This is a genomic window from Leptothoe sp. ISB3NOV94-8A (assembly GCF_043421595.1).
Lineage (GTDB): Bacteria > Cyanobacteriota > Cyanobacteriia > Phormidesmidales > Phormidesmidaceae > Leptothoe > Leptothoe turfae.
This window is the reverse complement of record NZ_JAXSQW010000001.1, coordinates 2,706,297-2,720,664: the sequence shown is the minus strand read 5'-3', so window position 1 is coordinate 2,720,664 and position 14,368 is coordinate 2,706,297. Positions and strand designations below refer to the sequence as shown.

Here is a 14,368-nt window from a genome sequence, read left to right as displayed (position 1 = left end):
AAGCTATGAGACTTCAGGCCACTGTGTGAACTTTAATCAGCTCTCTTTGAAACAGAAAGATTCTCCAAAAGCTGATAGAGACTAAATTTCTAGCCTACGGTCGTGAAATCTTCAGCTGTCAAACTTCCTGTGAAAGAGGTTAGGCTAGCCAAGGTATCATTACCTGCCGACAGCCAGGTTTTACCATTTCTAGTCGACTGGTTCAGATCATCAAAGCTCAGGCTACCGATTTCGATCTTATCGATACCTTGTTCAAAGTCTCGGATGATCAAATAACCGCGACCTTCGTTCAACACAAATGTGTCGCTGCCGCCTCGACCAAAGGCAATATCGTATTTTTTAGCCGTACCCAAGTTCAGGCGGTCGTCACCGGACCCTGCTTTCACCCGGTCATCGCCTGAACCCGTGAGAATGTCTTTAGACCCATCGGATCTCCCATTATGCTTGGTCATGTAAATAAAGTTATTGCCATCACCCGCATCAACAGTATCGATCCCTGTTCCTAGACCAATTTTGTCATGGCCTGCCCCAGCGAGAATGGTATGGTTGCCACGTCTGAGCTTAATTTTGTTGTTGCCATTACCCAAATCAAGAAGGGTACTGTTACCACCACCGGGGTTACCAGGATCAGGCGTATCAGGATTTGAGGGTGTATCCGCGATATCAGATACGGTCACGCTGAGATTTTGAGTTGCAGTTAAGGAATCAGAGTCAGTGACGGTAACCTTAACCTTATAGATGTTGTCACCGTTAGCATCACCAGGCTTTTCAAAATCAGGTGCTGCCTTAAAGTTCAAAACACCGTTCTTATCGATGGAGAACAAAGCAGCATCTGCTCCACCGTTCAGACGGTAGGTGAGCCCATCTCCCTCACTGTCTACATCATCAGTACTATTGATATTGAGTACCGCAGTTTTATTCTCAGCAATGGTTACTGAAGAAGATGTTTTGATGGTTGGAGCCACTTTGCTGGGTTCGCTCGGATTGTCCGGTTCATTGGGTTCGCTGGACTCGTTAACATCTTTAATTGTGACGCTGAGATTTTGAGTTGCAGTTAAGGAATCAGAGTCAGTGACGGCAACCTTAACCTTATAGATGTTGTCACCGTTAGCATCACCAGGCTTTTCAAAATCAGGTGCTGCCTTAAAATTCAAAACACCGTTCTTATCGATGGAGAACAAAGCAGCATCTGCTCCACCGTTCAGACGGTAGGTGAGCCCATCCCCCTCACTGTCTACATCATCAGTACTATTGATATTGAGTACCGCAGTCCCATTTTCAGAGATTGTCACTGCCGAAGGAGTTTGAATGGTTGGAGCCACTTTAGCGGGTGGTTGATTGGGGGATGAGTCACTCTGGAACCCATCTAAAAGACCCTCATAAGCAAGTTTAGGCTTGTAATTTTCATCGAAAATATGGGCATCTCCAAAGCCCTTGAAGAAACCAGGTATCCATGAATAGCGATCCGTGAATCCCCAGAGAGTCACTGAACTACAATTGTCTGCTTCTAAACAAGTTTCAACAATCTGTTCATAGATCGCCGCTTGATTGCGTACTTCTGCTTGAGAAGCTGGTTTTCTAATGCGCACGTCAGCTTCTGTGACCTGAACTTCCAGGCCAAGGGCACCAAGGCGGCGCATGTTGTCGGCAACACTCTTAAAATTACGAGGATCTTCCTCTGGCATATGCATCTGGAAGCCAACACCATCAATGGGTACACCGTCTGCCTTCAGGTCTGATACCAACCGATAAATACCGTTAGATTTTCTGTTGACTTCAGAATTTCTATAATCGTTGTAGATAAGTGTGGCATTGGGGTCAGCCTCATGGGCCCATTTAAAGGCAAGTTCAATGTACTCAGGGCCAATCTCCTTGAGCCAGAATGAATTTCGAAGTGTTCCGTCTTCGTTAACAGCCTCATTAACAACATCCCATACAGGTATCTCCCCTTTATACCGTCCCACAACTGTTTTGATGTGGTTTTCGAGGATACCCAGCAGCTCTCGGCGGCTCCAGTTCCCATTTTCTATCCATTTTGGAATTTCTTTGTGCCAAACGAGGGTATGCCCCCTTAAATCCATATTATTTTTGCTAGCAAAGTTCACTAGTGCATCAGACTGACTAAAGTCAAAGCGACCTCGCTCAGGTTGTAGGAACCTGAACTTCATTTCATACTCAGCCGTGATGCTGTTAAACTCCTTAGCAATAGTTTCTCGGTAGCGGCTATCACTTTTCAGGCGACGAGCTTGAACAGCAGTTCCGATCACCATATTTTGTTTTTTGGCTGCGGAACGTAACGTACGATCGTTGTTGTTCATAATGAAGTGAATTAGATCTCATGATTTTCTGAAGCCAGCAAAAACGTTTACTACGACATCACCAATCTCTGCGACCGTGAGGTTTCTCACGATCACAAGATTTTGATCGTTAAAATTGTTACCTACAACAGGGGTATGTTTAGTGAAACTACGAACTTTGAGAGTTCCTGTTCAGGTGCTCTAAGTTACTTCAAACTAAAGAGAAGCGCATTGCAAAACTTCCCTTACCTTAGAGGTAACACGTTGTTGGAAGATGAAGATCGATATGTTGCCAATGATTTAGGTTTGTATTCAAGTTTTCAAAGCACCTTTAATGCTTTGTTGTATGACTATCAGAACACACTTCACATAAGGTATCTCGGATAGGGGCAATATGGCAGCCACCTCTAATGAAAAGATTGTGAGTATTTGATGAAGAAGATCGTTTACAGGGCAGAAAACTGCTTCTGGAATCAAAAAAAGTAAAATTTAGCGGATATTAAAGTTTATGTTTGAATTACTTGGATGGACTTGAGTTAAAAGCACTTCTCTTGAAAATAATAAATAGCTCAAGGTATATGTTTTGAACTATTAAGGGGAGAGAGGTTTATAAAGTGAAACTATATATAGTGTTTGTCCCACGCATTGAAAATGCCTTTGATCATCACTCATTTACACCACCAGACTGTATGCATCTCAACGATGAGCTGTTATTGCAACATACGCTAGACAAAGATGTTTCAGACTATCCATCAACATCTTTGTCCGCTTTAAAAAATCAATGCTCCAGCCACTTATGATTTAGGGAAATCAATCGATCTAGATAAGATGGCTCTACATCAATATTTCCAGATTAGATCCTCCGGAATATCGACAACATCTGGACAGTTTACTACTGGCTGTATTAGAGGCTGTATTAGAGCTGAGGCGCTAGCTGATGGGTTGCTGGGACCGTGTACTCCTTGATGTAGCCAGACCTCAGTACCTCTGCTAAGCTCGCTTTGGCTTGCCATTGCTCCACCATAGCTTGGGCAGGTGTTTGCTTTGTATGAACAAAATTCCATAGAGGCTGTAATAATTTTCTCTCATGGCTTTCCCCCAGAGATTGTTCAGCAGCTGTTAAAAGTGCGATCGCATGTTCATAGATCTCAACATCTTGGAAACCATAGATCGCAGCCCGTTGATGCTTCTCTGCATCGGGTACTAAGGCTGAACCAGATAATGTTGTATCTAAGACAATCCCTTTCATTAAAGCCAGGAGACTACCATAAAGCTCAAAGTCACCACAGCTATCGCAGGCTTTAAACTCAATGCGTCCTATTTCTGCTGGCAGACGGGCAATTTTTGTGAGGGAGGGTGAACTGGCGATCAAGTCTGTAGGTTTTTCGACAAACACCATCGCAGCCGGTCGTAGCCCTGTGCGTCTATGGGTCCGCACCGATAGGCCCGACCATAGTTGTTGCCCATAGAATGGTGAACTAAAACTAAACGGCACCATAGCAGGACTATAGTAAGTTAGTTTTTTACCGGCTTGGATCAAGCTAGCAGTAGAAAGACCACGAATCGAAAAATTAAGATCTGGACCATAGGTCAACATGGGAATATGCGCCGTCTGTTTTTCTGGTGACGCCTCCCGTCGGCTAGTCTCATAGTTGTTAAGGGGTGGCTTTGGCGTAAATGTTGTTTGCACCGGGTTAAAGCTGGTTAAAACAGGAATTAACCCCGTGGGACGAGCTACGTCCCACAGCTGGATAAAACTCTCTCGTAGTTCTTGAACTGCTCCAGCGATCGTTGGCTGAAGTGTGGTACGAATTTCAATTCCTTTTGGCATACAATCAACAAGTTCACCTGTTTCAGAAAATCTCTCATAGCCTTCGATGTACCAACGTTTACGCTTTATTCCTGCATCCCCAATTCGCAGTTGAGGATAGTCGGACTCATAGGTGGGCAACTGTTCTACCAACTGCTCAAATCGCTGAAATGAAGTATTGGAAAAATCAGCAAATTGATGTGTTCGCTGATCCCAAAAAGCAACTTCATGTTCTAGACCAAATTGATAGGGACTTATCGGTTGATTAATAGATGAATGACTCATGCTAATGCACCCTAAGGTTCAAAGATTTCTTGCCAATACTGGCAATATAGAGATCACTTATGATGCGACAAAATGTCAATAGCACTAGGTTTTGTCAATAACCTGGTGTGAATAAAAGTAGATCATGGAAAAATATTCATGAATATTTAGGCCTTAAATACAAAGAAAGCATTCAAAGGCCATATGAAGGATAATTTCATTATTGATGAGTGTTAATAGTAATCAATATCATTAAAAACCAAATAGAATTGGATGATGCATACAGCTGCTGCCTTGTCTTGTAAGACATCCCTATTGCCTAAAAGTCCCTTGGTGTGATAGCAAGAGGGCAATGGGTTATTCTGTATCGAATCCTGGCAGAGGCAGAGATAAACGCCCATCACGATATGCCCATTAAGTTATATAAGTAAATAAAGCCCCCCCCTAGACTCTCTAGTTAACTAGAGGGTTTAGACTAAGGCTAATCCATCAGAATCAAGATCATGGCACTTCAGTTAACGGTTCCCAACATGGCCTGTGATGTCTGCGCAAAAAACATCACAAATGCTGTACAAGCATTAGATAGCAATGCCGCTGTCACTGCCGATCCTAAAACCAAGCAGGTAGATATCGAAACAGAAGCGGCGGAAACCTCTGTACGAGAAGCCCTCGAAAAAGCAGGCTATCCCCCAGTTGCTTAGAAATCAGAGGCTAAATCTTCATCACCGAGTCCTACTAAGACCGAGTCCTACTAAGTCGGGGTTTCTTCCCTCCTGGGAGGCTGCCGTGTATACACATCTAGAAGATAATGTCCCAAAAGGTAGGCCAGGCCTTGAATTGGCCCTCATCCTAAATCCTTCTCCCTGGGGGCGAAGGACTTTGAGGCCAGGCCCCCTTCTCCCTTAGGGAGCAAGGGGTTGGGGGATGTAGAGCTTTGCTCTTCTCGCAGAGTGGGCTCGAAACTGTAAGCAACTCTCCGACTTATGTATACACGGTAGTCCTGGGAGGGCATGGGATGTCGGTTTGTTAAGTACTGCATTGCCCCCAGTGTTCGCTTCCCCACCCGCTGCCAGCCTATTCCATGGGTAGACCCCAGGAGACCATCATGACTACCGCAACCTTAGTGCTCAAAGGTATGAGCTGTGCGGCCTGTGCCAACAGTATCGAAACGGCTATTCAACAAGTACCAGGGGTGAACAAGGCCCTGGTCAACTTTGCTAGCCAACAGGCTAGCGTTGACTATGACGAGCGTAGTACTAGCCTGGATGCTATTCAGGCAGCTGTTGCTGATGCAGGTTATGGGGCGGCGGCTGTTAGGGAGATGAGTCTGGAGGCTGATCGTATCGAACAGCAAGCAGAACAACGGGCGCGTTTGTTGCGAGTGGTGGTCAGCGGCATGATTGGTATTGTGCTGATGTTTGGCACCATGCCTGCCATGTTGGGCATTCACATTCCTGGATGGCCGATGTTTTTGCACAATGCCTGGCTACAGTTGGTGTTATCAACACCGGTTTTGTTCTGGTGCGGTCAGCCATTTTTTGTGGGTGCATGGAAAGCGTTGACCCATCGAGCGGCCAACATGAACACCTTGGTAGCGCTAGGGACGGGCACTGCCTATATTTATTCCCTATTTGTCACCCTGTTTCCCAATGTGCTCACTGCTCAAGGGCTAAAGCCTGCGGTATATTATGAAGCCGCTGTGGTGATTATTGCGCTGCTACTGTTGGGGCGATATTTAGAAAATCGGGCCAGGAGACAAACGTCGGACGCGATTCGTCAGCTGATGGGGCTGCAGCCCAATATAGCTAGGGTTGTCCGTCAGGACCAAGAAATGGATATCCCCGTTGAGGATGTTGTTGTGGGCGATATCGTGGCGGTGCGCCCCGGTGAGAAAATACCCGTGGATGGGGATGTGGTGTCAGGCCTATCCACCGTGGACGAGTCTATGGTGACGGGTGAACCGATGCCTGTGCAAAAACGGGTTGGAGACGAAGTCATTGGCGCAACCATTAATAAAACGGGCAGTTTTCGCTTTCGTGCGGCACGGGTCGGTAGAGATACGGTCCTCGCCCAAATTGTGCAGCTAGTGCAGACAGCCCAGGGGTCAAAAGCACCAATTCAAAAGCTGGCAGACCAGGTGACTGGATTATTTGTACCGATTGTTATTGCGATCGCACTCCTCACCTTCACCCTGTGGTTTAATCTCACGGGCAACACCACCCTATCCCTACTCACCACCGTCGGCGTCTTAATCATCGCCTGCCCCTGTGCCTTAGGACTGGCCACACCCACATCGATCATGGTAGGTACCGGTAAAGGGGCTGAAAACGGCATTTTGATTAAAGACGCCGAGAGTTTGGAACAGGCCCACAGGCTACAGACGATTATTATGGATAAAACCGGCACCCTCACCCAGGGCAAACCCATGGTGACGGACTACCTGACGGTCAGGGGAACGGCCAATCGCAATGAAATTAGACTACTCCAGCTAGCTGCCGCCGTTGAGCATCAGTCAGAGCATCCTTTAGCGGCAGCCATCGTTAACTATGGGCAGGCACAGGGTGTCGATAACCTACCAGAGGTCCAGGAGTTTGAGGCCATTGTGGGCAGCGGTGTCCAGGGGACTGTCCATGGTCAGCGGGTGCAAATTGGTACCGAACGCTGGATGCAGAGCCTGGGGATTAATACCGAGCACCTACAGTCTCGACGACAGGCTTGGGAGTCGGCTGCTAAAACCACCGTATGGGTTGCAGTGGATGGTAAAGCAGAAGCGCTGCTTGGCATTGCCGATGCCTTGAAACCATCGTCTGCAGAAGTCGTGCGGCATTTACAGCGCCTGGGTTTAGAAGTGATGATGCTGACGGGGGATAACCCGGCAACGGCTGCCGCCATTGCGCAGGATGTGGGCATTCGCCGATATATTGCCAGCGTGCGGCCCGACCAAAAAGCCGCCCATGTGCAACAGCTGCAGGCTACCGGGAAACGGGTCGCCATGGTGGGCGATGGTATTAATGATGCCCCTGCCCTGGCCCAGGCAGATGTGGGAATTTCCATTGGGACAGGGACGGATATTGCGATCGCAGCCAGCGATATTACCCTAATTTCAGGCGACCTCAGCGGCATTGTCACGGCCATCCGTCTCAGTAAAGCCACCATGGCCAATATTCGCCAAAATTTGTTCTTTGCCTTTATTTACAACGTGGTGGGCATTCCGGTGGCCGCTGGGATTCTTTATCCCATTTTTGGCTGGCTGTTGAACCCCATGATTGCTGGGGCTGCCATGGCCTTTAGCTCGGTCTCTGTGGTGACCAATGCGCTACGGCTGAGAAAGTTTAGACCGCAAGGGGTACGACTATGACATTCAAATCTTTTTTGCTGAGTGGTTTATTTTGTCTGGGTTTGATTGCCAGTACAGCATCCCTGGCCAGTGCAAACGTTGGCAGTATTCAGGCGATTGAACAGCCATTGGTGGTCAAATTTGGGGTGACTGTCGCGGGGTTAGGATTGCTTGCGTTAGAACTGTGGTGGTTTCTTGGCAAGAAAAAATAAGGGACAAATAGATTGTTTTCCTTTGTAGGGGCGCACTGCTGTGCGCCCCTACTATTCGCCCCTACGGGATTACGTGGGTTCTGTGGGATTCGAAGTGTCTGTAACCTGGGACATTTCTACCATGATAATAAAGATAGTCTCTAGACCATTATCAAAGCGCAGCGTATTCACGAGATCATGCTCAATGGAAATCGCTGAATCGACAATAATCATATCAGGCTGAAGTGCCAGAGCCTTTGCAATGCCTTCTTTACCCGTCGTCGCTTCGGTAACGGTATACCCCCTAGATAGCAACACATCCGTCAGATTTTTAGTGGTGGAAACATCCATGTCAACCACCAGCACCTTACGGTTTGACGTGCCCTGGTCTAACAGAATTTTAATATCGCGAAGCAGCGCCTCTGTATCGATCGGTTTAGTGAGATAGCGATCGATGCCAAGACGATAGCCCCGCTGTTGATCTTGAATAATAGAAAGAATAATGGTGGGAATGCCCATGGTAGCTGGGTTGTTCTTGAGCACAGCAGCCAAGTCAAAGCCGTTGATGGTGGGCATCATCACATCAAGGATGATTAAATCCGGTGGCTCTGCCTTGACTTGATTGAGGCCATCCATACCATCGTTAGCCGTTTTAACCCGATAACCAACTGCTTCTAACTCCTGGCGCAACAGTTGACGAATATGGGGTTCATCATCCACCACGAGAATTGTTTTCTGAGACTTTTCCGTTGGAGTAACGGCTCGATCTACGTTTTCTTTGAGCCGCTGTACCAGGGACTGTAAATTGACGCTAGTTGCTTCACTCTCCTGCGATGCATTCACAGGCAAGGTAAAGGAGAAAGTACTACCCTGCCCCTGCTGGCTTTCAACCCAAATTCGCCCTTCGTGATGTTCAACGATTTGTTTGCAAATTGGTAGCCCTAGACCGGTACCCTTAGGCTTGTCAGTCATTATTTCACCCACCTGGGTGAACTTTTCAAACACTTTTTCGAGATCGTCTTCGGAAAGACCAATACCCGTATCAATAATACTGATAATAATTTCAGCATCTTGTTGATAAATACGACATGTGACGGAACCACTATCCGTAAATTTGATAGCGTTAGAAAGTAGGTTAATGAGCACCTGAACCAAGCGATTGCGATCGCATATTACCTCTGGCAACCCTGGTTCAACCTCACGAATCAGATCCAAACCACTGGCTTGAAAGAGAACAGACGTGGCCGAAATTGCCTGATCTAGAATCTCAGCCACAGATGTCGGCTGCATGTTCCATTCAATTTTGCCTGCTTCAATTTTAGAAATATCCAATACATCATTAATCAAAGATGTTAAGCGCTCACCCTCAGATACAATGATGCCGAGGTTTTCCCGCACCTGGCGTACCGCTCGATTCGTTTTCTTAGTTTCAGCACTCACCGCAGGCAATACGGTGTCTTCTAGCTTTTTTTGAATCAATTTAGCAAAGCCTAGGACCGAGGTCAGGGGTGTCCTTAGCTCATGGGAAACCGTCGAAAGAAAGTCGGTTTTCATTTGATCCACTTCTTTCTCAGTTGTAATGTCACGAATTAAAACAACAGAACCATGAGCTTTTCCAGGCTCAGAACTTGCCGTTGTCTCTCGGTTGGACGTGATCGCTGTCACCAGGGCTTGCCCCACTCGCTTTTCTAACAAATTCACTTCAACACTGAGATTTATGTCTGGAGCTGCTTGGTTCTGAACAATCAGGTCCGTAATCGACCGATCAAACACGTCTTGCATCGGTCGACCACGCAAGGGGGTTCCATTTAACCGAAACATCTTTCTCAGGGCAGGGTTAGCTCGGGTAATCTGACCTGCGGCATCAATAACCAATAGCCCGTCCCCCAGGGTATCAATAATGGCATTTAGCTCTTGGGCTCTGGTTTCTAAATCCTGTTGAGTTGTTCTTAGGGCATGGGTATAGGCACCCACCCACTCAATGAGCTGATTTAGAGACTGGGCTAAACTGCCAATTTCATCCTGATTGACCACCCCCGCTCGCAGGTTAAAATTCTCATCCCGTGTGACTTGTAAGGCAGTTTCTTCAACCGCGCGCAGTGGTTGACTGATGGTACGACTGATGAGGTAGGCCAATAGGCTAGCAAATATAAGCGATAAAATAACACTGATGGTAATCACCTGGGCTTGCAGTCGCGCAGATTCTTGAACAATTTCCCTGGATTCCCTCAGTTCATCTTCTTCAATGAAGTCAGCCAGAGCTGCTAAATTTCGTGCAAATTCTTCCAGCTCTAGTGCAGCAGGACGGCGATTTAAATCCACGAATTCCTGACGAGCTACCAGGAGTTCTCGATCCTGTAGATCGCTCAGATCCATCCCTTTTACAAATTGATCAAGCTCTTCTAAATTAGTTTCAACAACACCATCGTAGTTCTCAACTAATTCATCCAACAGTTCCAGCTCATCTTCGGTTTCTTCTACACCGCTTTCAATATCATCGTCATATTTCTGTTGTAAACTCAACCAATCTTTTTGAAAATCTCTACCACTCGAGCGATAAAGATCATAATTGATTAGAAACTGGTCTGGATTTTCAAGCCAGGTAATCAGCTGACGCTCATAGGCAATAAATCGATTCAGGGATTTCTCTAGATTCCGTAGACTTAAAATCTCCTCAATAGCATCTTCATTGCCCTGGTAAGCCTCAAACTCATAGCGCCGAGCAATACTAATACCTGTGCCTGTACCAGCAACAACAATACCGACCACCAAGGCGTATCCCAAACCAATTTTCTGAATTACCTTCAGGTTGCGCAACCAGCTTCTAACCTGGGCTGGTAAGATGCCATGGGAAGAATTAGCAGATGACGATGGTTGGATACTCATATAAGGTTCTATAGGGCATTCTATAGGGCAATAGCTAAGACTTCCGCAGCTTTTTCTAGGATTTCGTCAGGGTCAAACGGCTTGGTCATATACAAGTTAGCCCCCACTTCACGCCCCTGTTGCTGATCAAATTCCTGCCCTTTAGCCGTCAACATGATGATGTAGGTATCGCGCACCGCAGCATCTTCCTTCACCGCCTGACAAACCTCAAAACCATTCAGTTTCGGCATCATCACATCTAAAAAAACCAAATTGGGCTTCTTGGTACGAATTAGGGTTAAGGCGTCCATGCCGTTAGTTGCCGTCAACAGCTCTACGCCTTCGTCTTCAAGATCCTCCAGGGTTTGTTCCATCAGCACCCGGATATGCACTTCGTCATCAACAATTAAAACAGCTTTATTCATGGAATTACTCCAATGGATTAGTGGGAGAAAAGGTCGACCATCAAACAGCTGACATCATGCAGAATTAGCTGAATCCGGTGGTGATATAACTTGAGAATTTTCTACCATAATGAGAAAAATATTCTCTAAGCCATTGTCAAATTGTAAGGTGTTGACCACCTCATGTTCCATGGAAATGGCCGAATCGACAATGATCATCTCGGGCTTCAGGGAAAGGGCTTTTTCAATACCGTCCTTACCAGTGGTCGATTCAGTAACGGTATAGCCCTTCGACAGTAAAACATCCGTCAGGGTCTTGGCCATTGATGTATCTATATCCACCACGAGTACCTGACGATTGGATGTGCCCTGGTCCAATAAAGTTTTAATGTCCTTGAGCAGCACCTCTGTGTCGATGGGCTTACTGAGATAGCGATCTACACCCAGACGATAGCCCCGTTCTTGATCTTGAACAATAGACACCACAATGATGGGAATACCCATGGTCGCTGGATTATGCTTGAGGATAGCCACCAGATCAAAGCCGTTAATGTTCGGCATCATCATGTCCAACACCATCAGATCTGGGGGGGATGCCTTAACCTGATTGAGGGCATCCATGCCATCTTTAGCCATCTGGACTTTATAGCCCACAGCTTCTAGTTCCTGGCGCAAAAGCTGCCGAATATGGGGTTCATCATCAACTACCAAAATTGTTTTCTGGGGAGTGTCTGTGACCGGTGCGGCGGCCACGGTCTGTCGTACATTTTCTTTTAGCTGCTGGACCAGGGTCTCCAGATTCATGTTTGTTGGCTTGGCTTCTAGATCTGCGGTCAAAGGCAGGGTAAAGGTAAAGGTACTCCCCTGACCGAGGGCGCTTTCGGCCCAAATGCGACCGCCATGGTATTCAATAATTTGTCGACAGATCGGTAGTCCTAACCCCGTTCCCTTAGGTTTATCGGTCATGACTTTACCTACCTGGGTAAACTTCTCAAATACTTTCTCTAGGTCATCTGTGGACAGGCCAATGCCCGTATCAATGATACTGATCGATAATTCAATATCTTGATGCCGCACAAAACAGGTGACAACTCCCTCATTGCTAAATTTGATGGCATTGGAGATCAGATTGATCAATACTTGGATGATGCGGTTGCGATCGCACACCACCTTTGGCAATTCGGGTTCAACATCAAGAACAATTTCTAAGCCATTGTTTTGGGCCAACACCGATGTCGCTGAAATGGCTCGCTCAATCAGATCCGAGATAGATGACGGCTGCATGTTCCACTCAATTTTGCCCGCCTCAATTTTAGAAATATCGAGCACATCGTTGATCAGGGAGGTCAGACGCTCCCCTTCAGAGATAATAATGCCCAGGTTGTCACGGACCTGTCGCACTGCCCGGTCCGTTTTTTTAGTCTCAATCTTTACAGCGGGCAATACAGTATCTTCCAGTTTCTTTTGGATCAGTTTGGCAAACCCTAAAATCGACGTCAGGGGTGTCCTTAGCTCATGGGAAACCGTCGAAATAAAGTCGGTTTTCATTTGATCCACTTCTTTCTCAGCCGTAATATCACGAATGAGAACAATGGAATCAAAATCTCCCCCCGGAACGACGTTGCTATTATTGCTCACAACAGCAGTGACCAAGGCCTGACCAATGCCATTATTAGGCAGCTCGACATCGGTAATCAGCAACTGGGTCGGATCAGCCTGGTTTTTGGCAATGAGTTGAGACAAATCCGTCTGAAAAACTTCATGACAGGGCGATCCCGTAACGGTTTTGGCATATAGATTGAACATGTGAACCAGCACAGGATTGCAGCGAATAATAGTGCCAGTTGAATCAATCACCAACAGCCCATCACCAAGATTATCGATGATGGCATCAAGTTGTTCTGTACGTTCTTTAACCCGCTGTTCCAGGTCCTCCTGACTTCGCTCTAACTCTTCCGTATACTGCCCTATCCAGGTGATTAACTGATTGAGAGAGTTGGCTAACAATCCTATTTCATCTTGATTGTTAACCTTGGCCCTCAGTGCAAAGTTACCCCCATGGGTGACCTGCTGAGCCACCTGGGTCAGATGCTGAATTGGACGAATGACACGGTTAGCCACATAGGTCGTAATTGCCCCAACAAGAACAGCCGTCAGCCCCGTCCCTAGGGCAAAAATGCGCAGCAGCTGATATTGGGGGGCAAATGCAATTGCAGTATCAGCAGTAATCAGAGCACCAATAGACTCAGAGTTTACACTGTTGCTAAGATTTACGGGAGCATAGGCAACCAGTTGTTTTCTGTTATCTTCTTGACTATTGGCAAAGACTTTAGCCTGAGACCGTCTACTCTCAAAGATCTCCATTAAACTTGGATAGTAGCTCTCAACAGTCTGGGCCAGGTAATTTTGTCGAGCACTGGCAAAAATCATGCCATCGGAATTAAAGAGATGCCAAACTCGTTTATGCTCTTCAAAAATCTCGAAGAGTTCACTCATATAATGCCCTGGCACACGGGCTCTAATAATATAGATTGAGTTACCGGTTTCTAGGTCTTTGACGGGAACAGCGTATTCCACCCGGAGGAGGCCTGAACTAGACGACAACCCGGGGCCATTCATTGTGGACTGCCCAGTTTTTACAGCCGCTTGAAAATACTCACGATCCCCATAGTTACCAACAAAAGGTTTGCCCGTAGTCGCCTGTGCTACTGGATTTCCATCCAGATCAAACAAAATAATGCTGTCAAAATAGTCAAGGCTATTGGCAAATTCAGTGAGTAGTAATTGTTGCTGATTGGGAGACGAGTCATTGCGCAGCGTTGCTTGGGTCAACACTGGGTTAACGGCTAAGGATTCCACCTCACGCAGCCGACTGACCAGAAACTGATCTAACTTATCGCCCATGACTTCCGTACGCTGGCGCTTTTCTTGAATAACTTGTTGAGTTATGGAGCGACTGGCAAACAGATAAGCGGCACTACCGATGAGCACAACAGGCAAGGTACTAAGGGCAATGGCAAATACCGTGACCTTATGTTGTAATTTATGCCGTTTACCTGATGCTGCCGTTGGTTGTCCCAACCATAGCTGTGATGACTGTGAGCCATTATCCATAACTATTACCCAAGGAATGGAGCATGCCTAAAATTGCGTTAGCGTCAGCTGGATGAACCTGAAACAAAAAAGGACTAAAAACCTTG

General features: G+C 46.6%; 8 protein-coding genes. 3 read left to right on the top strand and 5 right to left on the bottom strand.

From position 1 onward, the window contains the following. Positions 1 to 89 precede the first annotated feature (89 nt). Positions 90 to 2,318, bottom strand: a complete 2,229-nt coding sequence (locus tag SPB21_RS11795; RefSeq protein ID WP_499866632.1) for an endo-1,4-beta-xylanase — start codon at positions 2,316 to 2,318, stop codon at positions 90 to 92. An 895-nt stretch (positions 2,319 to 3,213) separates the two neighbouring features. Beyond that, a complete protein-coding gene (locus SPB21_RS11790; protein WP_499866631.1) occupies positions 3,214 to 4,392 on the bottom strand; it encodes a glutamate--cysteine ligase in 1,179 nt (392 codons plus the stop codon). 482 nt (positions 4,393 to 4,874) lie between these two features. Here SPB21_RS11790 and SPB21_RS11785 point away from each other — a divergent pair, with 482 nt between their 5' ends. From SPB21_RS11785 to SPB21_RS11775, 3 genes are all read left to right on the top strand, one after another. Beyond that, positions 4,875 to 5,072, top strand: a complete 198-nt coding sequence (locus SPB21_RS11785; RefSeq protein WP_499866630.1) for a heavy-metal-associated domain-containing protein — start codon at positions 4,875 to 4,877, stop codon at positions 5,070 to 5,072. Positions 5,073 to 5,476: 404 nt separating this feature from the next. Continuing rightward, entirely contained in the window at positions 5,477 to 7,729 is a 2,253-nt protein-coding gene (locus tag SPB21_RS11780) for a heavy metal translocating P-type ATPase (RefSeq protein WP_499866629.1), read from the top strand. Beyond that, positions 7,726 to 7,920 carry a hypothetical protein gene (locus tag SPB21_RS11775; protein ID WP_499866628.1) on the top strand — a complete coding sequence of 65 codons (195 nt, stop codon included), beginning with the start codon at positions 7,726 to 7,728 and terminating at the stop codon, positions 7,918 to 7,920. Before SPB21_RS11780 ends, SPB21_RS11775 begins: the two co-directional genes overlap by 4 nt. Before the next feature lie 69 nt (positions 7,921 to 7,989). Here SPB21_RS11775 and SPB21_RS11770 read toward each other — a convergent pair whose 3' ends face one another. Genes SPB21_RS11770 through SPB21_RS11760 form a run of 3 tightly spaced genes read right to left on the bottom strand, consistent with a single transcriptional unit; the run spans position 7,990 to position 14,282 of the window. Next, entirely contained in the window at positions 7,990 to 10,785 is a 2,796-nt protein-coding gene (locus SPB21_RS11770; protein ID WP_499866627.1) for an ATP-binding protein, read from the bottom strand. A gap of 20 nt (positions 10,786 to 10,805) precedes the next feature. Then, positions 10,806 to 11,189, bottom strand: a complete 384-nt coding sequence (locus SPB21_RS11765) for a response regulator transcription factor (protein ID WP_163662974.1) — start codon at positions 11,187 to 11,189, stop codon at positions 10,806 to 10,808. A 54-nt stretch (positions 11,190 to 11,243) separates the two neighbouring features. Further along, positions 11,244 to 14,282 (bottom strand): response regulator, encoded by a 3,039-nt coding sequence (locus SPB21_RS11760; RefSeq protein WP_499866626.1) that lies wholly within the window; start codon positions 14,280 to 14,282, stop codon positions 11,244 to 11,246. Positions 14,283 to 14,368: the final 86 nt, after the last annotated feature.